The organism is Staphylococcus sp. HMSC13A10, assembly GCF_001808005.1.
GTDB classification, from domain to species: Bacteria; Bacillota; Bacilli; order Staphylococcales; family Staphylococcaceae; genus Staphylococcus; species Staphylococcus pasteuri.
In genome coordinates this window covers 395,609-416,758 of sequence record NZ_KV791884.1, presented here as the reverse complement: position 1 = coordinate 416,758, position 21,150 = coordinate 395,609, and the positions used below count along the sequence as shown (strand labels likewise).

General features: G+C 29.4%; 22 protein-coding genes. 16 read left to right on the top strand and 6 right to left on the bottom strand.

All coding sequences use genetic code 11. The features are described from left to right. The 3 genes from HMPREF3125_RS12740 to fumC all read left to right on the top strand — a co-directional run bounded on the left by HMPREF3125_RS12740 (position 1) and on the right by fumC (position 2,262). Positions 1–177 (top strand): SAS053 family DNA gyrase inhibitor, encoded by a 177-nt coding sequence (locus HMPREF3125_RS12740; RefSeq protein WP_017638030.1) that lies wholly within the window; start codon positions 1–3, stop codon positions 175–177. A 151-nt stretch (positions 178–328) separates the two neighbouring features. Further along, the gene (locus HMPREF3125_RS12265) at positions 329–721 is read left to right on the top strand and encodes a hypothetical protein (protein ID WP_017638031.1); all 393 of its coding nucleotides are present in this window, start codon (positions 329–331) and stop codon (positions 719–721) included. A 155-nt stretch (positions 722–876) separates the two neighbouring features. Then, positions 877–2,262 (top strand): class II fumarate hydratase, encoded by a 1,386-nt coding sequence (fumC, locus tag HMPREF3125_RS12260; protein WP_070454060.1) that lies wholly within the window; start codon positions 877–879, stop codon positions 2,260–2,262. A 59-nt stretch (positions 2,263–2,321) separates the two neighbouring features. Here fumC and HMPREF3125_RS12255 read toward each other — a convergent pair whose 3' ends face one another. Beyond that, positions 2,322–3,152 (bottom strand): RluA family pseudouridine synthase, encoded by an 831-nt coding sequence (locus HMPREF3125_RS12255; RefSeq protein WP_070454058.1) that lies wholly within the window; start codon positions 3,150–3,152, stop codon positions 2,322–2,324. Positions 3,153–3,331: 179 nt separating this feature from the next. Between HMPREF3125_RS12255 and HMPREF3125_RS12250 the strand changes: the two genes are divergently transcribed. The 9 genes from HMPREF3125_RS12250 (at position 3,332) to HMPREF3125_RS12735 (ending at position 13,169) form a co-directional block, all read left to right on the top strand. After that, a complete protein-coding gene (locus tag HMPREF3125_RS12250) occupies positions 3,332–4,444 on the top strand; it encodes a GAF domain-containing sensor histidine kinase (RefSeq protein WP_029056288.1) in 1,113 nt (370 codons plus the stop codon). Positions 4,445–4,464: 20 nt separating this feature from the next. Then, positions 4,465–5,088, top strand: a complete 624-nt coding sequence (locus HMPREF3125_RS12245; protein WP_029056287.1) for a response regulator — start codon at positions 4,465–4,467, stop codon at positions 5,086–5,088. A 250-nt stretch (positions 5,089–5,338) separates the two neighbouring features. Beyond that, a complete protein-coding gene (locus HMPREF3125_RS12240) occupies positions 5,339–5,803 on the top strand; it encodes an XRE family transcriptional regulator XdrA (protein ID WP_002452105.1) in 465 nt (154 codons plus the stop codon). Positions 5,804–6,027: 224 nt separating this feature from the next. Further along, positions 6,028–7,158: a DUF445 domain-containing protein gene (locus HMPREF3125_RS12235; protein WP_070454055.1), complete on the top strand. Its 1,131-nt coding sequence runs from the start codon at positions 6,028–6,030 to the stop codon at positions 7,156–7,158. A 69-nt stretch (positions 7,159–7,227) separates the two neighbouring features. Further along, positions 7,228–7,572, top strand: coding sequence for a YlbF/YmcA family competence regulator (locus tag HMPREF3125_RS12230; protein WP_017638037.1), 345 nt, complete (start codon positions 7,228–7,230; stop codon positions 7,570–7,572). A gap of 250 nt (positions 7,573–7,822) precedes the next feature. Further along, the gene (locus HMPREF3125_RS12225) at positions 7,823–9,019 is read left to right on the top strand and encodes a metallophosphoesterase family protein (RefSeq protein ID WP_017638038.1); all 1,197 of its coding nucleotides are present in this window, start codon (positions 7,823–7,825) and stop codon (positions 9,017–9,019) included. Continuing rightward, positions 9,009–11,942, top strand: coding sequence for an ATP-binding protein (locus HMPREF3125_RS12220; RefSeq protein ID WP_070454053.1), 2,934 nt, complete (start codon positions 9,009–9,011; stop codon positions 11,940–11,942). Before HMPREF3125_RS12225 ends, HMPREF3125_RS12220 begins: the two co-directional genes overlap by 11 nt. After that, positions 11,942–12,883, top strand: a complete 942-nt coding sequence (gene yhaM, locus HMPREF3125_RS12215; RefSeq protein ID WP_017638040.1) for a 3'-5' exoribonuclease YhaM — start codon at positions 11,942–11,944, stop codon at positions 12,881–12,883. The genes HMPREF3125_RS12220 and yhaM overlap by 1 nt, the downstream gene beginning before the upstream one ends. A 190-nt stretch (positions 12,884–13,073) precedes the next feature. Further along, positions 13,074–13,169, top strand: a complete 96-nt coding sequence (locus HMPREF3125_RS12735) for a type I toxin-antitoxin system Fst family toxin (RefSeq protein WP_107999723.1) — start codon at positions 13,074–13,076, stop codon at positions 13,167–13,169. A gap of 159 nt (positions 13,170–13,328) precedes the next feature. Here the strand turns inward: HMPREF3125_RS12735 and HMPREF3125_RS12210 are convergent, their stop codons facing one another. From HMPREF3125_RS12210 to HMPREF3125_RS12195, 4 genes are all read right to left on the bottom strand, one after another. Further along, a complete protein-coding gene (locus HMPREF3125_RS12210) occupies positions 13,329–14,321 on the bottom strand; it encodes a peptidylprolyl isomerase PrsA (RefSeq protein WP_029056284.1) in 993 nt (330 codons plus the stop codon). 182 nt (positions 14,322–14,503) lie between these two features. Beyond that, a complete protein-coding gene (locus tag HMPREF3125_RS12205) occupies positions 14,504–15,061 on the bottom strand; it encodes a DUF3267 domain-containing protein (RefSeq protein WP_029056283.1) in 558 nt (185 codons plus the stop codon). Between the two features lie 195 nt (positions 15,062–15,256). Further along, entirely contained in the window at positions 15,257–15,628 is a 372-nt protein-coding gene (locus HMPREF3125_RS12200; protein WP_017638293.1) for a YtxH domain-containing protein, read from the bottom strand. 77 nt (positions 15,629–15,705) lie between these two features. Continuing rightward, positions 15,706–16,131, bottom strand: coding sequence for an HIT family protein (locus HMPREF3125_RS12195; protein WP_017638294.1), 426 nt, complete (start codon positions 16,129–16,131; stop codon positions 15,706–15,708). A gap of 131 nt (positions 16,132–16,262) precedes the next feature. On the opposite strand from HMPREF3125_RS12195, the gene HMPREF3125_RS12190 reads away from it, so the two are divergent. Both HMPREF3125_RS12190 and HMPREF3125_RS12185 read left to right on the top strand, forming a co-directional pair. Next, the gene (locus HMPREF3125_RS12190) at positions 16,263–17,003 is read left to right on the top strand and encodes an ABC transporter ATP-binding protein EcsA (protein WP_070454050.1); all 741 of its coding nucleotides are present in this window, start codon (positions 16,263–16,265) and stop codon (positions 17,001–17,003) included. Then, positions 16,996–18,219, top strand: coding sequence for an ABC transporter permease EcsB (locus tag HMPREF3125_RS12185; protein ID WP_029056282.1), 1,224 nt, complete (start codon positions 16,996–16,998; stop codon positions 18,217–18,219). Before HMPREF3125_RS12190 ends, HMPREF3125_RS12185 begins: the two co-directional genes overlap by 8 nt. A 55-nt stretch (positions 18,220–18,274) precedes the next feature. Here HMPREF3125_RS12185 and traP read toward each other — a convergent pair whose 3' ends face one another. Continuing rightward, entirely contained in the window at positions 18,275–18,778 is a 504-nt protein-coding gene (gene traP / locus HMPREF3125_RS12180; RefSeq protein WP_070454049.1) for a signal transduction protein TRAP, read from the bottom strand. A gap of 338 nt (positions 18,779–19,116) precedes the next feature. Here traP and hemE point away from each other — a divergent pair, with 338 nt between their 5' ends. Together hemE and hemH are read left to right on the top strand one after the other, a co-directional pair. Beyond that, complete coding sequence (hemE, locus tag HMPREF3125_RS12175) at positions 19,117–20,154, top strand: uroporphyrinogen decarboxylase (protein WP_017638298.1); 1,038 nt, start codon at positions 19,117–19,119, stop codon at positions 20,152–20,154. Positions 20,155–20,215: 61 nt separating this feature from the next. Continuing rightward, positions 20,216–21,139 carry a ferrochelatase gene (gene hemH, locus HMPREF3125_RS12170; RefSeq protein WP_070454046.1) on the top strand — a complete coding sequence of 308 codons (924 nt, stop codon included), beginning with the start codon at positions 20,216–20,218 and terminating at the stop codon, positions 21,137–21,139. Positions 21,140–21,150 lie beyond the last annotated feature (11 nt).

Here is a 21,150-nt window from a genome sequence, read left to right as displayed (position 1 = left end):
ATGACACAAAATAAAGATTCTAAAACTAATTATCATGAAGAAGAAAATGCTATGGTAACTGATTTAGATGATTTAAAAGATTTAGGTAAAGAAATGGAACAAATTTCTGAGGAAAATGATGAAGATAAATTAAACCAATCACATGATTCAGATGTTCGTTCTGATTTAGAAGAATAATCATTAATCAAGCGCTTGTATTAGCATAGTCTACTACAAGCGCTTTTATTAATTGTATGATATTTTTACAATTTGTATTTCAAAAATGCATAAAATATCTACTTATATTATGATATGATATTGAATAGTCATATATATAAGGAGAACGTGTATGTTAGGAAAGTATTGGAAACATTTAATGATAGCTACGGTCATTATAAGTTTAATATCAATTAAAGCATTTCCATTAGCACTTGGCGCATTATATTTACCATTATTATTCAAAATCGTGCAATTGCAATTGAATCTTTCAAATGGCTTAATTGATGATGTCAATGCGCAAACTTTTATTAAGAGTAATCAATCTGGAATCATTATAAGTGTAATTTGTTGTTTAGCTATAACTGGAATTTTATACTACACATTAAATGATTTTTATAATGGTTTAACAGGCTTCTTGAGAATTTTAATTCAAATAAGTCCAGTTACAGTTATTTTAAGTGCGATATTGTATATTTTAACTGCAATTGCTACTGTTCAAGCAACAAAACAAAAATTTCAATAAAAAATAATAGAGTCTAGTTTCAACAGTTAAATAAAATTGTTGAAGCTAGATTTTTTTGTAAAATTTTATTATGTAAACGGTTTAGTTCTAAATTGATAAGGTAATTTAAATAGTGATATACTGGTATCAAACAATATAAATAAGGGGAGAATAAAATGTCAGTACGTATTGAACATGATACATTTGGAGAAATTGAAGTACCTGCAGATAAATATTGGGGTGCGCAAACAGAAAGAAGTAAACGTAATTTCCCAGTAGGTAAAGAAAAAATGCCTATTGAAGTAGTTTATGGTTTTGCACAATTAAAAAGAGGTGCTGCATTAGCTAATAAAGAATTAGGTAAACTTAGTGATGCTAAAAAAGACGCAATCGTATATGCATGCGATAAAATTTTAAATGGTGAGTTGGACGAACACTTTCCATTAGTAGTATGGCAAACAGGAAGCGGTACTCAAAGTAATATGAACGTTAACGAAGTCGTAAGTTATGTAGCTAATGAATATTTAAAAGAACATAATAGTGATGAATCAATTCATCCTAATGACGATGTTAATAAATCACAAAGTTCTAATGATACATTTCCAACTGCAATGCATGTCGCTTTGTATCACGAAGTTGAAACTAAATTAGAACCTGCATTAAAAAATTTACGTCAAACATTCAAACAAAAAGAAGATGAATTTGAATCTATCATAAAAATCGGACGTACACATTTACAAGATGCTACACCAATTAAATTAGGCCAAGAAATTAGCGGTTGGAGATACATGTTAGATAAATGTGAAACATTACTAAGTGAATCTAAAAAACATATATTAAACTTAGCTATTGGTGGTACAGCAGTAGGTACAGGAATTAATGCACATCCAGAATTTGGAGATAAAGTTGCTAAATTTATTTCAAAAAATACTGGTTATGAATTCGTATCTTCTGAAAATAAATTCCATGCTTTAACAGCACACGATGAAGTTGTCCAATTACATGGAACACTTAAAGCATTAGCAGCAGATTTAATGAAAATAGCTAATGACGTTAGATGGTTAGCTTCAGGTCCAAGAGCTGGTTTAGCTGAAATTTCTATACCAGAAAACGAACCAGGTTCTTCAATTATGCCGGGTAAAGTTAATCCAACACAATGTGAAATGTTAACTATGGTAGCTGTTCAAGTCATGGGTAATGATACTGCAGTCGGAATTGCAAGTTCTCAAGGTAACTTTGAATTAAATGTATTTAAACCCGTTATTTTACACAATACTTTACAATCAATTTATCTACTTGCAGATGGTATGCAAACATTTAATGATAATTGTGCAGTTGGAATTGAACCTATCGAAGAAAACATTAAAAATTATTTAAATCAATCATTAATGTTAGTTACTGCATTAAATCCTCATATTGGTTATGAAAAAGCAGCTCAAATTGCTAAAAAAGCACATAAAGAAGGATTAACGCTTAAAGAATCAGCAATACAGTCAGGCCATGTAACTGAAGAACAATTTGAAGAATGGATTAAACCAGAAGATATGGTAGATCCACATTAGAGGTATAAAAATTTCAAAAAGCTAGGTTGAATTATATTAATAATCAACCTAGCTTTTATTTATGAGATATCGTCATCTAAACTAACTGAAATGAATTCCTTAGTAAAAGGATGTTGCAGCTCAATTTTGTAGCTGTGTAATTCCAATTGTCTTAAAGTTGAATCACCATATAATGGATCACCAATAACAGGATGTCCAATTTCAGCCAAATGAACACGAATTTGATGAGTTCGACCAGTATCTAATTTAATTTCTAATTCACAAACATTTTCTTTAATCATATTTGATGAAAGTATATGAGTAATAGCACGTTGTCCAGTATTAGAAATACGTTTCTTATTTGGATGGAATTTGTCTTTACCGATTGGTTTATCGATAGTTTGTGGTTTAACTGGTAATAACGCTTTAACATGCGCTTTATAAATTCGTGTGATTTGATTTTCTTCAAGCATTCTATCTAGTATTTTCTTCATTATAGGATTTTTAGCTACAATTAATAAACCAACCGTTTCTTGGTCCAATCTATGAATAGGTTCAACATATTCGCTGTCAATCGTATATATAACATGATTCATTAATGTATTACTTTCTTTTAAGTCATTAGGATGTGTTTTGACACCTTTAGGTTTTAGGACGATTGCAAAATCATCATTTTCATAAAAAACTTGTGCATAACGATAACTAGGTAAATAATTACTTTTCTCATCAGGCGTAGGTATAAATATATGATCACCTGTATGTACTTTATTAGATAATTGGCTAGCTTTGTCATTAATGGTGATTTCTTTAGACATATTTAATAAATGTAAGTCCTTCTTAGGTAACTTCAAATCTTGGAAAATCTCTCTCAATGTATATTGATCATAATTTTCAGGTATTGTAAATTTCATAAAATCCTCCTATAGTTACTATTTATCATATCACAAAATATATGACAGCAATATAAAATTAATTGAAATCACAGTCCTTTAACTAATTGATAATTTAAAGAGTTTGGTGATATGTTTGTTTATATAATCTTAAACGCTATAATAGAATAGATATATATAAATTAAAATCGGAGGTAACTATGGAAAAACCAACACGTTTAGCACTCCTTAAAGAAATTGCTGAATTTTTAAATGAAGAAACAGAAGTGTATAGTATGATGCAAGGAGCAATTCAATATTTAATTGAGGGCAGCGATTTTACAACGGGTTGGATTTTCTTTATTGATGAAGCAGGTAATCACGAATTAGTATCGAGCGTAAATTTACCTGGGGCATTATCAAATAATCAATGTCACTATATGACAAACGGTTCATGTTGGTGTGTGAGATCTTATCATAATGGAAAATTAACAAAAGCATCTAATATTATTAATTGTTCTAGAATTAATTTAGCGAATCGTGCACACCATGAAGAAACAGATGGTATCACACATCACGCGACTGTACCACTAAGATCTGGGGAAGAACAATTTGGTTTATTAAACGTTGCGACACCACATAAAGTCCATTACAACGAAGAAGATTTAGCATTACTAGAATCTGTTGCTTTTCAAATAGGCTCAGCAATAAAACGAATTATGCTTACTGATAGAGAGAAAGAAAATGCTCGAATAAATGAAAGAAATAGATTAGCTCGAGATTTACATGATTCGGTAAATCAAATGTTATTTTCATTAAAATTAACTGCCCATGCAGCTTATGAGATATCAAATGAAGAAATATCTAAAAAAGCGTTTAAAACGATTGAAGAAACGAGTCAAAATGCCGTAAATGAAATGCGTGCCCTCATATGGCAATTAAAACCGGTCGGATTAGAACAAGGTATGTTACAAGCTTTGAATCAATATAGTAATGTACTACAACTTAATTTAACTGTACATGTGGACGGATTAGTAGATGTATCTAATCTAGTAGAGGAAAATGTATATCGCATGGTACAGGAATGCTTAAATAATGTAAGAAAACATGCTAATACTAAAGATGTCGAATTAATATTAAAACAAACTAAAGAAACGCTTATTGTAATTGTTCAAGATGAAGGCAAAGGCTTTGATAATAATCATCAATCCAAAGACAATTCAAATGGTCTTAAGCATCTTCAACAACGAACTGATTTATTAAAAGGACAATTACAAATAGAATCAAAAATAAATAAAGGTACGCGTATTAAAATTGAAATACCTTTGAACTAAGTTTTTAAGGGAGTATAACTATGCATAAAATTATATTAGTTGATGATCATCATATTGTGAGACAAGGTTTAGAATTTTTATTATCTACTGTAGATGATATTGAAGTAATTCAAGGATTTGCTGAAGGAAAATCATTTATACATTATTTAGAGAAAAATGAATTACCAGATATCGTTTTACTAGATTTAGTAATGCCTGATATGAATGGTATTGAAATTACAGAATATTTAAAGAAACATTATCCCAATATTAAAATTTTAGTGTTAACAAGCTATGTAGATGATGAACACGTGATATCAGCATTAGAAAAAGGTGCGGATGGTTATGAAATGAAGGATGTAGAACCTCAGAAACTTATTGAAACAATTCATAAAGTGCTTGACGGAGAAAAAATCATTCATCCCAATGCTAAACGTGTCATCGATACTATGAGTACAAAACCACATTTTACTAATAAGTTATCTAAGAGGGAAACTGAAGTATTAAAAGAAATGGTCAAAGGAAAAACAAATAAAGAAATCGCGAATACATTGTTTGTATCAGAAAAGACTATAAAAACCCATGTTAGTCACATATTTAGTAAATTACAAGTGAGCGATCGTACACAAGCAGCAATATATGCTATGGAAAATAAATTGATTTAATAAATGTAGTTTTAACCACTAAAAATCAAGCTCAATTTTTAATGTAAAAATAACTTTCTAACTATCAATAATGTTAAAAGTTTAATTATTTTGATAATTTTGCCTTTAATAAAAATACCGATAAAACAAAATTGACTCTTTTATTTTCTTTAAAAATATATTAAGATGTAATTTGTGTTTCAAGAAATGTGTATAATTGCAATTTCTTGTGTCCGGATATAAATTCTTTTCAAGAAAGGTAGATAATAGAATGGATAGACAGAGTTTTACAGATTTAATTCAAACAAAATTTAAAATGGTTCGTATAGAAGCAGGATATACACAAGATACAATGGCTCAAACAATTGGACTATCAAAGAAAACATTAGTTCAAATAGAAAAAGAACGCGTATTACCTAATTGGACAACATGTGTTTCTATTTGTGCTTTGTTTAGAGATTCTGATGTATTGAATAGTACATTTGGTTGTGATCCTTTAGAAATCGTACAAACTATTTCTAGAAACCACTGTGCTTACCCAAATCACTCAACTACTAGTGATATTTATTGGAATACAATCGAAACTAGAAGCGGTTATATTCTACAAAGTAATAAAGTAAGCAATATTTATCGTGTGTTAAATCCTGAAAAACAACCTATTTTTGGTACTTCAAAAATGAGAGAAGCAGAAACTTATTTCAATAGAAATGCTAAAGAAGAGTTAGTTCATATTTAATTTCTGTAAAAGTGACAGTAGAATCTTAAAACGATTTAATCACTTTTAAATAGTTAGAAGATGTTTTAGTTATTCGTTATACATATTAGCCTAGGTCATCGATTATGAAGACTTAGGCTTTTATTTATATAACCTGTAAGTTTTTAATAATTTTAATTATCTCTAATTAAATCAGTAACATGCTATAATGAATCATGATTTTTAAAAAGAAGGGAGTCTTTGTCATGCATGCTTTATTTATCATCTTATTTATGATGGTAGTCGGTGCTATTATTGGTGGTATAACTAATGTGATTGCAATAAAAATGTTGTTTCATCCATTTAATCCATATTATATTTTTAAAATGCGTATTCCATTCACACCTGGTTTAATTCCAAAAAGAAGAGATGAAATTGCTAATAAAATTGGGCAAGTCATAGAAGAACATTTACTCACTGAGGAGCTTATCAGACAAAAGTTGAATGATGGACAAGCTAAAGATGCGATAAATGAAATGATTATGAATCAATTAACTCAATTGAAGTCTGATGATATGACTATTTATAATATTGCTAATAAATTTGATTTTAATATAGATGATGTCATCGATCATCAAATGCCAGCAAAAGTAGAAAAGATACTGAATCAATATTATGAATCCAATCAACAAAAAGCTATCAAAGACATTGTGCCTCAAGAATTAATTAATCTTGTTGATGAGAGGTTAGATGAAGTAGGGGATTTAATTTGTGACCGTGCACGTGTTTATTTATCATCACCTAAAGGAACTCGTGATATAAATGAAATGTTAGATACTTTCTTTAATGAAAAAGGTAAGATAATAGGCTTATTACAAATGTTCATGACACGAGAAAGCATTGCTGATCGTATTCAACAAGAATTAATTCGTTTGACAAGACATCCAAAAGCTAAAAGCATTATTGAGCAAGTTATAAAAAATGAAGTTGAAACATTCAAAAATAAACGATTAGGTGAGCTAGTAGCAAATCATCAATTTAAACAAATGGCAACAACAACCTCTACATTAATCATCACACATTTCAATTTGCATGATAAAGCAAGACAACCAATAAATGACTTGGCACCTCAATTCATTAAATATATAGAAAATGAATTGTCAGGTAAACTCACTATGATAATTATCGACCAGTTATCAAGTAACTTATCAACTATCATGCGTAAAATTAATTTAAGACAACTTATAGAAGATCAGATTAATACGTTTGATTTAGACTATATTGAAAAAATTATTATAGATATAGCTAATAAAGAGTTAAAATTAATTATGTCTCTAGGATTCATACTTGGAGGAATAATAGGTATTTTCCAAGGAATAGTCGCAATCTTTGTCTAACTAAATAATATGTGTTACATTATTGAAGAGTGTTAAAACACAAATTAACTCAAAGGAGTGCAATTAACAATGGCAGTAAATTTATATGATTATGCAAACCAATTAGAACAAGCATTAAGAGATAGTGATGAATACAAAGCTATCAAAGATGCTTACGCTAAAGTAAAAGATAATGAAGAATCAAAAAAATTATTTGATGAATTCCGTGAAACTCAAATGAGTTTCCAACAAAAACAAATGCAAGGTGAAGAAATTCCTGAGGAAGACTTACAAAAAGCTCAAGAACAAGCTCAAGCAATCGAAAAAGATGAAAACATTTCAGCTTTAATGCAAGCTGAGCAAAAAATGAGTCAAGTATTCCAAGAAATCAATCAAATCATCGTTAAACCATTAGATGAAATTTACGCTGACTAATTAATCGCGTAATGATTTATACTAGCTACAGTACTGAGATAAGGTACTGTAGCTTATTTTTATGTAATTTACTAATAACATGGTTCTGCATCGACTGTAGCGTTTCACATATGGTAAAATGAGTAGATATAAAGGAAAATTATAAATAGTTATAACTTAATAATTAAAAAGATAATTCGTTTTTATAACTTTAACTACATTTTTTAATTAATGCAGTTATAAAGTGTCTTAAATAAGGAGAATAAAGCTTATGGTCAAATTTATACATTGTGCGGATTTACATTTAGACAGTCCTTTTAAATCTAAAAGCCATTTAAGTCCTAAAATTTTTGAGGATGTACAAAAAAGCGCATATGAAAGTTTCCAACAAATTGTTGACTTAGCATTACAAGAAGAAGTGGACTTTATTATTATTGCTGGAGATTTATTTGATAAAGAAAATCGTACATTACGAGCAGAAGTATTTTTAAAAGAACAGTTTGAACGTTTACAAAAAGAACAAATTTTTGTCTATATTTGTCATGGTAATCATGATCCATTATCTACTAAAATTTCATCAAATTGGCCTAAAAATGTTTCGGTATTCTCAAATCAAGTAGAAACATATCAAGCAATTACTAAAGATGGAGAAACAATCTTTATCCATGGTTTTAGTTACCAAAATGAGGCAAGCTATGAAAATAAAATTGATAGTTTCCCATCAAGTCAAGGTCAACAAGGAATACATATAGGTGTACTTCATGGAACTTATAGTAAATCATCAGTTAAAGATAGATATACTGAATTTAGATTAGAAGATTTAAATAATAAATTATATCACTATTGGGCATTAGGTCATATTCATGAACGCCAACAGTTAAGTGATATGCCTGTAATTAATTATCCTGGTAATATTCAAGGAAGACATTTTAATGAAAAAGGTGAAAAAGGTTGTCTACTTATACAAGGGGACAATTTAAAACTAAAAACTAAATTTTATCCGACACAATATATCAAATTTGAAGAAGCTACAATTGAAACGACACAAACTACAAAGCAAGGATTATATGAAGCAATACAATCTTTTAAAGATAAAGTACGCGATGAAGGTAAAGCATTCTATAGATTAAATGTCGTTATTAAGAGTGAAACGATGTTATCTCCTCAAGATGTATTACAAGTTGAAGAAATGATTTCAGACTATGAAGAACATGAAAAAGACTTTGTCTTTATTGAAGATTTGAACATCCAATATGCAACAAATGATGAACCTCCATTAGTCAAAGAGTTTTCAAAAGACCTATTAGATGACAGTTCTGTTTTTGATAAAGCTATGTCTGATTTATATTTAAATCCACGAGCATCTAAATATTTAGATGACTATACTTCATTTGATAAAACCGAATTAGTTAATCATGCTGAAGATTTATTAAAGGCAGACATGAGAGGTGAACATAATGATAATTAAATCACTTGAAATATATGGATATGGACAATTTGTTCAACGTACAATTGAGTTTAATCAGTCATTTACTGAGATTTTTGGTGATAATGAAACTGGGAAATCTACAATTCAAGCATTTATACATTCAATTTTATTCGGTTTTCCTACTAAAAAGTCTAAAGAACCTCGTTTAGAGCCTAGGTTAGGTAATCAATATGGCGGTAAACTGAAGCTTCAGTTAGATGATAATAGTATCGTTGAAGTTGAACGTATTAAAGGAAGCGCCCAAGGTGACGTTAAAGTTTATCTAGAAGATGGTACAGTTAGAGATGAAGAATGGCTTCAAAAGAAATTGAATTATATTTCTAAGAAAACGTATCAAGGTATCTTCTCTTTTGACGTTTTAGGCTTACAAGATATTCATCGCAATTTAGATGAAAAACAATTACAAGATTATTTGTTAGAAGCGGGTGCGTTAGGCTCAACTGAATTTACAAGTATGAGAGATACAATCAGCTTAAAAAAAGACGAATTGTATAAAAAATCTGGTAAAAATCCAATTATCAATCAACAAGTCGAACAATTGAAACAATTAGAAGCACAAATACGTGAAGAAGAAGCAAAGTTAGATACTTATCATAGATTAGTAGATGAAAAAGATAAGTCATCTCGAAGACTTGATAATCTAAAACAAAACTTAAATCAACTCTCTAAAATGCATGAAGCTAAGCAGAAAGAAGTAGCTTTACATGATCAAACTCAAGAATGGAAACAACTTGAACAAGCACTTAATATAGAACCATTACATTTTCCTGAAAAAGGTATCGATCGTTATGAAACTGCTAAAGCTCATAAACAATCCTTAGTAAGAGATATTGATTTAAGAGAACAACAATTATCACAAATTGAACAAGAAAATCAATCACTTCAACCGGTAAAACAATCTGATATTGATGCGTTTAATAGTTTATATCAACAAGAAAATGAGATTAAACAAAAAGAGTATGAATTAAGATCTATTGAAAAAGAAATTTCTGATAAACAACGTGATAAAGAAAGTATGCAGTCAAATATTGGGTGGAATGAAACGCATCACCAAGTAGATAGTTCCGAAGCTATGAAGAGTCACATTAGTGACCAAGTGAAGGATAAGCAAGAACAAGTTGCATATATTCAACAATTAGAAAGAAGTCTTGAAGATAATAAAATAGATCAGAGTGCGAATACTAATGAACTTGAACAATTAGAAAGTCAACTTGTTCCCGAAGAAACATTCGAGAAGAAAAAAGAACATAAACAACAAATCGTTGAATTAAGCGAAAAAGAAAACTTATATGAAAAATTAAAAGAGACATTTGAACTCGAACAAGAAAGAAAAAGTAAACGCCAGAATATATTACGATGGGTATTTATTTTATTAGCTATTGTAGGTGCAGCGTTAACTGTCTTTGCATTTATTTCTCAAAATATGTTGTTTGGTATTATTTTTGCAATCTTAACAGTAGTATTTATCGTAGGTATTTTCTTAGTGAAATCTAAAGAAGTTGATTATAGCGAAACAATTACTCAAGAAATTGATGATTTAGAAAATCAATTACAAGAATTGGAAAAAGATTATAATTTAGACTTCGATTTAGATGAACAATTTCGTATTCGTGACCATTGGCAACACGCTTTGAAAAATAAAGACGTTTTAGCTGAGAAGTCAAGCTATATAGAAAGTTCATTATCTAAAGCACAACAACGTTTAGAAGAAATCAATAATAGTATTGAAGTAGCTAAACAAGAGTTACATTTATCACCTAAAATATCAGATAATCTTATTGTTGAAAGTATTAGCACAATGAGTCAAATTAAGTCAAATGACCAATATTTAGATGATCTTAATAGCAAACGACATCAACTAGTAAATGATATAGAAGCTTTCTACAATCATGCTGAAGCAGTAACTCAATCTCAATTTACTTATTTCAATAAGATGTCATTCTTCCATGATGTCAAACAATGGTTAAAAAATGCAGAAGAAAATAATGAGAAATGGTATAAAAATAGTGAACAGAGCAAATTACTTAAAAATGAATTAACTCAATTACGTTCACATTTAGATGAAAGTAATAATACGATTAAAGAATTATTTAATCATATAAATGTTTCAAATGAAGAAGCTTTTTATAAACATCATGAAAATTACCAAACTTATACAAATCAAATGACACGTTTTAACGATTTAACTAAATATCTAGAAAATCAAAATTATTCTTATGAATCTAGTTCACAACTAAGTGAAAAAACTAGTGCACAATTAAACGAAGAAAATCAACTATTAGCGCAACAAGTAGATCAATATAATGAACAATATCTCGATATGCAAGCTGAAGTTAGTGATTTAAATGCGCAAATTAATAATATGGAAACAGATACGACACTAACTAATTTACGTCATGAATATCATAGCTTGAAAAATAGAATGAATGATATTGCTAAAGATTGGGCAAGTTTAAGCTACTTACAAAGTTTAGTAGAAGAGCATATTAAACAAATTAAAGATAAACGTTTGCCACAAGTCATCAATGAAGCGATTATTATTTTCAAAAATCTTACTAATCATGCTTATACAAATATTTATTACTCAGAAGAGGCAATTCAAGTGAAACATGAAAATGGCCAAATTTTCCAACCTGTAGAACTAAGTCAATCTACAAAAGAATTATTATATGTTGCACTTAGAATAAGTTTAATCAAAGTTTTAAAACCATATTATCCATTCCCAATTATAGTGGACGATGCATTTGTACATTTTGATAAAGCACGTAAAGAAAGAATGTTGAACTATTTAAGAGAATTATCTCAAGATTATCAAGTCTTATACTTTACATGTACAAATGATAATATCATTCCAAATAAAGAAATGATTACTTTAAATAAATTTGAGAAAGGCGGGAAATAATGAGAAATGTAGAAAAATTAAATCCCGGTGATTCGGTTAATCACTTCTTTTTAATTCATAGAGCAACGCAAGGTGTAACAGCTCAAGGTAAAGATTATATGACACTGTTCTTGCAAGATAAGAGTGGGGACATTGAAGCTAAATTATGGACTGCGACTAAAGAAGACATGCAAACATTAAAACCTGAAGAAATAGTGCATGTTAAAGGTGATGTTATTAATTATCGTGGTCGTAAACAAATGAAAGTAAATCAAATAAGACTAGCCACGCCTGAAGAAAATATGAATACACAAGATTTTGTTGATGGCGCACCAATGACACCAGCAGAAATTCAAGAAGCTCTTTCTCATTATATGCTTGATATTGAGAATGCCAGTTTACAACGCATAACAAGACATTTAATTAAAAAATATCAAGAAAGCTTCTTTACGTATCCGGCAGCAAGTTCCCATCATCATAATTTTGCTAGTGGTTTAAGTTATCATGTATTAACGATGTTACGTGTTGCTAAATCGATATGCGATATTTATCCATTATTAAATAGAAGTCTTTTATATAGTGCTATTATTTTACATGATTTAGGAAAAGTAAAAGAGCTTAGTGGACCAGTAGCAACTACTTATACTGTAGAAGGAAACTTATTAGGCCATATTTCTATTGCAAGTGATGAAGTAGCTGAAGCAGCTAAAGAGCTTGGTATTGATGGAGAAGAGGTAATGTTGCTTAGACATATGATTCTTGCTCATCATGGTAAATTAGAATTTGGATCACCTAAAATGCCTCATTTGAAAGAGGCTGAGATTTTATTTTTCATAGATAATATTGATGCTAAAATGAATATGTTTGAAAAAGCATTTAAGAAAACTGAAAAAGGTCAATTTACAGAACGAATTTTTGGACTTGAAAATAGACAATTTTACAATCCAACACAATTAGATTAGAAGTTCAGAAAAGGTGATATAGCTCAATGAAGAGCTACATCACCTTTTTAAATTATAAATATTTGTTATTCAAAAGTAATTTAAACTAAACAGACAATCTTTATATTTAAAATGTATTTTATGATGATATAATAATCATGTCGCCTATCTCTCAGGCGTCACTTCGACGATGAGAGGGGGTGTTCATTCCATGTCTGAAATCTTTGTTCATATTATGACTACTGTTATCAGTGGTTGTATTGTTACGTTGTTTGCACATTGGCTACGGCATCGTAACGATAAGTAAATAGGCGACAATTGTAGTCACACTAAAAAATCCCGTCACTACCGCAAATAGTGAGGGGATTGGTGTTTCCATACTGAAATCTTTGTTGATTACATTATAACATGCGTTTGTACTATTGCAAAATGTTACATTTAAAAAAGATTTTAGTGAAGATATATCTTAAGAACCAGTCATTCCAGTTGCACCTTGTTGTGAACTAGCGCCACCTTGAGAAGACTGTTGTTGCTGTTGTTTTATTTTGTCTGGATCTAAAATAGTATCATCAACTGCTTTTTTAATATCTCTATCTTTATAGTCTACATTATATTCGTCTAATATATCTTTATAAGCATCAGTTAATAATTTAGGATTTTTTTGAATTTTTTGTTCTAAAATTTTAGATTTAAGGTTAGATTTTTCAGAGTTAAAGTCTGTTTCTTTATCTGCTTTAATAATATGATAACCGTAGTCTGTTTTAACTACTTTAGATACTTCGCCTTCTTTAAGTTTGAATAGTGCTTTATCGAAGCTATCCATCATTTGGCCCTTAGTTACATAACCAAGAGAACCATCTTTTTTGGCACTTGATTTATCCATAGATTCTTTTTTAGCGATTTCTCCAAATTTACTTGGATCTTTAGATACTTCTTTTTGAATTTCTTCAGCTTTTTGTTTTGCTTTTTTATCTGATAAACCTTCTTTGTCACTATCTTTAGATTTTACTTTAATCAAGATATGAGAGGCTTTTTTAGTATTGTCTTTGATTTCTTTATCTGACACTTTAACTTTATCATTCAATAGTTCTTTTTGATAAGCTGATAAACGTTTTTGTTCTTTATAATCATCCATAGACATTCCTTGTTGTTTTAAGACACTTTCAAATTGATCTTTACCGCCATATTGTTTTTCTTCTTTTTTAATATCTTTTTCGATATCTTTAGTATCCACTTTGTCTTTATATTTATCTGCAAGAATTTTATCTAATACAATACTAAAGGATTTACTAGCGATTTGGTCTTTACCAATTTTCTTCATCACATCTTCTACTTTAACATCGCCAGCTTTTGATGAAATAAGAGTATTTTCTTTAGAATCAGTTGCATCAGATCCACATGCGCCTAATAAAAGGGCACTTGCAGTTACAGGTATCATAATTTTATTAAATGCTTTCATAAGTTGTTAACTCCTTTATGTATATAATCAAGTAAAATATAACATATAAAATGAGGCGTACCAATTCATAACCCTCTCTTTAGGACTATAGTACTAGTTTTATTAAAAAACATATGAATAATTTTGTTATATAAAATAAAAATTGGACCATATGAGAGGGTCCAATTTTAATATAAAGATCATTATACTGTTGTAACAAATTTCTCTTTCTTTAATATGTGGATACCAGATCGGTGTTCCTCAATATAATTTCCATAATTAGAGAAAATAAGTATCTTTAAATACATTAAATCTAAAATAGAAAAACCAAAGTTAAGTGCCAATAAAAACATAAAATAATGTCCATATTGCGGGAACTTCACACACAAAGCGATGAACAACATTGATATTAAAATGAAAGGTAAAATCAAATTAATACAAAAATAAATTTTATGAATAGGTGTATTAACGTAAGTATTAAAATATGGAATCCATTTTCTTCGCGTTAATTTATGTACTCTAAAAGATTTATAATAAGGAATAAAAAATAACAGATGTACACTTTTATGTAGTGGATACATAAAGAATGTAATTGCTAAAACAATAAGAAAATGTTTGTCAGATAATGGTGTATCACTAAAGAAATACATGATTTCATAACTAACTAAAAACATTATAATAGTACCAACAATACTCATGAAGGCAATTCTAGGTATGCCAAAACGTTCATGAATATCAATTTGTCTTGTACATAAAAACATGAGTCATGCCTCACTTCTTAATCAATATATGATTCGTATTATCTATTGAAATTTGTATGAAGTCAATATCTATTTGCAGATTAGATTAAATGAACATTCTTAATTTAATACTTATGTTCCAAAGTTATTAATAAAATAAAAACCCCTATCCAAATAATTATTCTTGAATAGGGGGAAACATTATAGTACAAAAAATTATTTCTCTTTAGAAAATGTATTACTAATTTCTTCGCCACGATTTTGTAAATTTTCAATATGAGATTGTAATTTTTCGATATTAGGGTTGATATCAGATTTGAAGTTACCAATTAAAGTTTTGATTTCGTCACCAATTGAACTACCAAATTCAGTACCTTCATTTTTAATTTGTGAACTATAATTTAAAATATCGTTAAATGATTGTTTCATAGTTTCAAGTTCACGTTGTAACTCAGATTGAGCGCCAGTAGGTTGGCTACCATCAATAGTATTGTTCTTAACGCTTTGGTCATCACGATTTCTTAAAGATACTGCGAAACCTGCGGCAACACCTACGCCAATACCAAATAATACGCGTGTTACTTTCATTATAATTCTCCTCACTTTTATATCTCGGATAATAGTATTATTCATCTTATACCCATTTTAATACAGATTATGCATGATTATTCGAAATGGGCTTGAATTTGAGCAGCAATTTCTTTTTTAGCATCATCATTTAATTCATCTTCATGTGTTTCCCATTTATAACCGAAACCATCAATATCATTTTCATATCTAGGAATTAAGTGAAAATGTAAGTGGAATACAGATTGATCAGCAAACTCACCATTATTTTGAATAATATTAAGACCATCAGGATTAAATGCTTTTTTAATTGCATTCGCTACTTTAGGTAGCGCAACGCCAATATGTTTCATTGTTTCTTCATCAGTTTCAAAAATATTTGCAGAAGCTTTTTTAGGAATTAATAAAGTGTGTCCTTTTGTAACTTGAGAAATATCTAAAAATGCATAGACATAGTCATTTTCATATATTTTAAAGCTTGGTATTTCACCAGTAATAATTTTACTGAAAATTGTTTCAGACATTTTGATAACACTCCTCTTCGTTTCATCTTAAAATACATTATAGCATTACTTAGGAAAAAACGTCATTCTTCATAGCTAATTTTAGGAGTAAAACATAATTTTTGGTACAATAGTTTTCGTGGAGGTGCCTTATGACAGTAAAAGTAGAACATCTAACAGGTGGTTATGGAAAACGACCAGTTATTAAAGATATCAATTTTGAATTAAATAAAGGTGAGATAGTTGGATTGATAGGTTTAAATGGGGCTGGAAAGAGTACTACAATTAAACATATGTTAGGATTATTAACGCCTTCATCAGGGTCACTATCAATTTCAGAAACAAATATAAATGACAATATAGAAGAATATCGTAGAAAACTTTCATATATTCCAGAATCACCAGTAATATATGAAGAATTGACTTTACAAGAACATATAGAAATGACTGCGATGGCTTATGGTCTTACACATGAAGTAGCAATGGAAAGGGCAAAGCCTTTATTAAAAGTATTTAGACTTGAAGATGAATTAAAAGTTTTTCCAAGTCATTTTTCAAAAGGTATGAAACAAAAAGTCATGATTATATGTGCATTTATTGTGAATCCTGAATTATACATTATCGATGAACCATTTCTAGGATTGGATCCATTAGGTATACAATCAATGCTCGATTTAATGGTAGAAAAGAAAAATGAAGGACGTACAGTTCTTATGAGTACACATATTTTAGCTACTGCAGAGCGTTATTGTGATCGATTTATTATCTTAGATAAAGGTGAAGTTGTAGCATTTGGTAATTTAGAAGAGTTAAGAGAACAAACAGGATTGAAAGAACACACACTAGATGATATTTATATTCACGTCACTCAAGGTGGAAATGCCAATGATTAATGAGGCAACTACATTATTCAGGAAACGTCAGAAAGCGATTCGAAAGGAAAAGAATTATTATAATAAATTCATTTTCAATGGTCACTTTACAGTATTTTTATTAATATTATTTGGTGCTTTTATAATGGGGTATGGCGAATGGTTGAAGCATATACCTCAACATATTGATTATGCTTTGATTACAAGTATTATTATCGCCTTGTTATCATTATTTCCATTAAGAACATTATTAAAAGAAGCAGACCAAATTTTTCTATTACCATTTGAAAAATATATGAAACGATACATGACATTAAGTATTAATTATAGTTATTTCACTAGAATAATGATGTTATTACTTATTCTTATTGTTCCCTTCCCATTATTCTATCAATTAAGTGAAAGTAATATTCAATATTATATTGCATTTGCGTTAGTTGCCTTATTAACACCATATATAGTATTGCATTTAAGATGGTGTTTATATCAATTAGGTGTATCTACTTGGATAGTTAATGTGAGTTTTTTCATTATTTTAAGCCTTAATTTTTATATAATATTAGGCTTACATTCTTATTTAGGGATATTAATTACGATTGCAATGGCAGTGTTAATTGTTGTACTAAAAGGTAAGGTAGCTAAACAATTATACCCGTGGGAAAGAATGATTGCGATTGAGCAAAGACATCATACGAATTATTATAAATTCGTGAATATGTTTACAGATGTTAAACATTTAAGAGAGACAGCAGTACGTCGTAGTTATTTAGATTTTATTTTACCAGTACCAAAAGGCAAAAAATTTAATGCCAATCAAATGTACTTATATTTATTTATGAGAAGTTTTGTAAGAGGGAGAGATGCTTTTAGCATTATAATAAGATTAATGTTAATCGCAGTTGTATTAATCATATGGCTTTCTCACCCTATTGTAGGTATTTTAATAGGAAGTTTATTTATGTATATCACGCTATTGCAAATGTCACAGTTTTATACGCAACAAGCTTATGGTCTCTGGCCTCAAGTTTGGCCAGCACCAGATACTATTGTAATTAAAGGATACGAAAAATTTCTTTATAGACTTATGATAGTTATAGGTGTGGTATTCACAATAGCATTTTCAATTATGAATCCTACATTATTCTTTTTCTCAATTGTATTTTTCTTAGTAGGCTATTTGACTATTAGAAGTACAATTAAAAAACTAAAATATCAAGAAACGTTATTACGAGATTAAAAAAGTTGTCCTATTTGCGAAATTGAATTACTTCGCTATAGGACAACCTTTTTTATTATTGATGATCTACAGGATATAAGTAACGTTCGAAATAACTTGAATGTTGACCACTATATCCAAAGAATTGATTTAAAGCAGTTTTAGAAAAGTGCTCCTGGAATAAATCTGATGATTTGAAATCTTCATAAGCACTTCTATTTGCAAAACCAAAATATAATTTATAAGTATTACCTTCTAATGGTCTCAATAATCGATAACTTTTGAAACCACCAAAGTTATCAAATGGAGCACCAAAATGAAGAAGTTGTTTTTCTAATTGATTTTTATGATCTTCAGATGAAGGTATGAAGAGCGCAGAATAGAAATGTTCTTCATTAAATTCACCCACGCTATATAAAACTTCATAAGCACTTGGATGCTTCAGTACAGATTTGCCTTCAGTTTCTTCTAAAATAACAGATGTATCTGAAGCAGGATATTGAAATAGATTATGATCTGGATTATTAATTTGAATTTGATTTAAAAAACCATAAGTACCATACGATGTATATAAATTCATGATCCTTACCTCCCTTGTTTTAATTAATTATACGATTATAAATTTCTATTTTCTACCTTCAAAGTCTTAATTTTGAAATAAATGTATAAAAATGGATTGATTTTTTACAAATTAAACTAAAATTAATTGCTATTAATTTATATCATTACTATTAAATGTTTAATTATAATACTAATACACTTTAACAAAACGAAAAATTATGAGATAAGCTATGTAGATACAAATAATTTATAAAACATTTTACTATGTCTTTTTTATGACATTTAAGCACATTAAAATACGAAATAACTAAGTATATGCTATTATAGATAAGAATGATTTTAATTTAGGAGGACTATATGGTACATAGTAAGAATGATACTATTTTAAAAATGATTAAAGGTGAAAAGACCTCTCATACACCAGTCTGGTTTATGCGTCAGGCAGGGCGATCTCAACCTGAATATCGTAAATTAAAAGAGAAATATTCACTGTTTGAAATTACTCATCAACCTGAACTATGTGCTTATGTGACACATTTACCAGTTGATAATTACAATACGGATGCAGCAATTTTATATAAAGACATTATGACACCTTTAAAACCTATTGGTGTAGATGTAGAAATTAAATCTGGAATAGGTCCAGTTATTCAAAATCCAATCAAAACAGTCCAAGACGTGGAAAAGTTATCACAGATAGATCCGAAAAGAGATGTGCCATATGTTTTAGATACAATCAAACTGTTAACTGAAGAAAAATTAAATGTACCTTTAATTGGATTTACTGGCGCACCATTTACACTAGCCTCATATATGATAGAAGGTGGCCCTTCTAAAAACTATAATCAAACAAAAGCTATGATGTACAGTGATGAAGCGACTTGGTTTGCTTTAATGGATCATTTAGTAGCGGTTTCGATAGATTATGCTAATGCACAAGTAGAAGCTGGTGCTGAATTAATTCAAATTTTTGATTCATGGGTCGGCGCATTAAATGTTCAAGACTATAGAAAATATATTAAACCAGGTATGGACAAGTTAGTTAAAGGCATTAAATTAAAACATGATGTTCCAGTTATTTTGTTCGGAGTGGGTGCTAGTCATTTAATCAATGAATGGAATGATTTACCTATAGATGTATTGGGACTTGATTGGAGAACATCAATACAACAAGCACAACAGCTTGGTGTAACTAAGACGCTACAAGGTAATTTAGATCCTTCATTATTATTAGCACCATGGGATGTAATAGAAGAAAGATTAAAAGATATCTTAGATCAAGGCATGGAAAGAGGACAACATATTTTCAACCTTGGACACGGTGTGTTCCCAGAAGTTCAACCAGAAACTTTACGTAAAGTAAGCCAATTCGTTCACGACTATACACATCAGTAATTTAGCATTATGAATTTCAATAGATTAAGTAACAGCAATAGACTAAAGGGTGGTTTTATAAATGAGTAAAACAATAGGTTTATTAGTAATGGCATATGGTACACCTTATAAAGAAAGTGACATTGAGCCATATTATACTGACATTAGACATGGTAAAAAACCAACAGATGACGAGCTACAAGATTTAAAAGATCGTTATGAATTTATTGGGGGATTATCTCCATTAGCTGGAACAACAGACAGACAAGCAGAAGCATTAAGAGATGCATTAAATGAATCTTATGAAGATGTAGAGTTTAAATTATATTTAGGGCTAAAACATATTTCACCGTATATAGAAGAAGCGGTTGAATCTATGCATAAAGATGGAATTACTGAAGCGGTCACTGTTGTATTAGCACCGCATTATTCAAGTTTTTCAGTAGGATCTTATGATGAACGTGCAGAAGAAGAAGCTGAAAAATATGGTATTCAATTACATCATGTAAAACATTATTACCATCAACCTAAATTCTTAGAGTTTTGGACTAATCAAATCAATCACACATTAGAACAAATTCCTGCAGACGAACATGATGACACTGTATTAGTAGTATCAGCTCATAGCTTACCAAAAGGTTTAATTGAGAAAAATAATGATCCTTATCCAAATGAATTACATGATACTGCTGTACAATTAAAAGAGCAATCAAATATTATCCACGTAGCAGAAGGTTGGCAATCAGAAGGTAATACAGGTACACCGTGGTTAGGACCTGATGTTCAAGATTTAACAAGAGATTTATTTAATGAACATGGATATAAACATTTTATTTATACGCCAGTAGGATTTGTATGTGAACACCTTGAAGTGTTATATGACAATGACCATGAATGTAAAGTAGTATGCGATGAAATAGGTGCAAACTACTATCGTCCAGAGATGCCTAATACACATCCATTATTTATTGGTGCGATTGTAGACGAAATTAAAACAGTATTTTAATAGAAGGAAGC

Coding starts and splice junctions, on each gene's coding strand:
- HMPREF3125_RS12740 (WP_017638030.1), top strand. CDS start 1: ATGACACAAAATAAAGATTCTAAAACTAATTATCATGAAGAAGAAAAT.
- HMPREF3125_RS12265 (WP_017638031.1), top strand. CDS start 329: ATGTTAGGAAAGTATTGGAAACATTTAATGATAGCTACGGTCATTATA.
- fumC (WP_070454060.1), top strand. CDS start 877: ATGTCAGTACGTATTGAACATGATACATTTGGAGAAATTGAAGTACCT.
- HMPREF3125_RS12255 (WP_070454058.1), bottom strand. CDS start 3,152: ATGAAATTTACAATACCTGAAAATTATGATCAATATACATTGAGAGAG.
- HMPREF3125_RS12250 (WP_029056288.1), top strand. CDS start 3,332: ATGGAAAAACCAACACGTTTAGCACTCCTTAAAGAAATTGCTGAATTT.
- HMPREF3125_RS12245 (WP_029056287.1), top strand. CDS start 4,465: ATGCATAAAATTATATTAGTTGATGATCATCATATTGTGAGACAAGGT.
- HMPREF3125_RS12240 (WP_002452105.1), top strand. CDS start 5,339: ATGGATAGACAGAGTTTTACAGATTTAATTCAAACAAAATTTAAAATG.
- HMPREF3125_RS12235 (WP_070454055.1), top strand. CDS start 6,028: ATGCATGCTTTATTTATCATCTTATTTATGATGGTAGTCGGTGCTATT.
- HMPREF3125_RS12230 (WP_017638037.1), top strand. CDS start 7,228: ATGGCAGTAAATTTATATGATTATGCAAACCAATTAGAACAAGCATTA.
- HMPREF3125_RS12225 (WP_017638038.1), top strand. CDS start 7,823: ATGGTCAAATTTATACATTGTGCGGATTTACATTTAGACAGTCCTTTT.
- HMPREF3125_RS12220 (WP_070454053.1), top strand. CDS start 9,009: ATGATAATTAAATCACTTGAAATATATGGATATGGACAATTTGTTCAA.
- yhaM (WP_017638040.1), top strand. CDS start 11,942: ATGAGAAATGTAGAAAAATTAAATCCCGGTGATTCGGTTAATCACTTC.
- HMPREF3125_RS12735 (WP_107999723.1), top strand. CDS start 13,074: ATGTCTGAAATCTTTGTTCATATTATGACTACTGTTATCAGTGGTTGT.
- HMPREF3125_RS12210 (WP_029056284.1), bottom strand. CDS start 14,321: ATGAAAGCATTTAATAAAATTATGATACCTGTAACTGCAAGTGCCCTT.
- HMPREF3125_RS12205 (WP_029056283.1), bottom strand. CDS start 15,061: ATGTTTTTATGTACAAGACAAATTGATATTCATGAACGTTTTGGCATA.
- HMPREF3125_RS12200 (WP_017638293.1), bottom strand. CDS start 15,628: ATGAAAGTAACACGCGTATTATTTGGTATTGGCGTAGGTGTTGCCGCA.
- HMPREF3125_RS12195 (WP_017638294.1), bottom strand. CDS start 16,131: ATGTCTGAAACAATTTTCAGTAAAATTATTACTGGTGAAATACCAAGC.
- HMPREF3125_RS12190 (WP_070454050.1), top strand. CDS start 16,263: ATGACAGTAAAAGTAGAACATCTAACAGGTGGTTATGGAAAACGACCA.
- HMPREF3125_RS12185 (WP_029056282.1), top strand. CDS start 16,996: ATGATTAATGAGGCAACTACATTATTCAGGAAACGTCAGAAAGCGATT.
- traP (WP_070454049.1), bottom strand. CDS start 18,778: ATGAATTTATATACATCGTATGGTACTTATGGTTTTTTAAATCAAATT.
- hemE (WP_017638298.1), top strand. CDS start 19,117: ATGGTACATAGTAAGAATGATACTATTTTAAAAATGATTAAAGGTGAA.
- hemH (WP_070454046.1), top strand. CDS start 20,216: ATGAGTAAAACAATAGGTTTATTAGTAATGGCATATGGTACACCTTAT.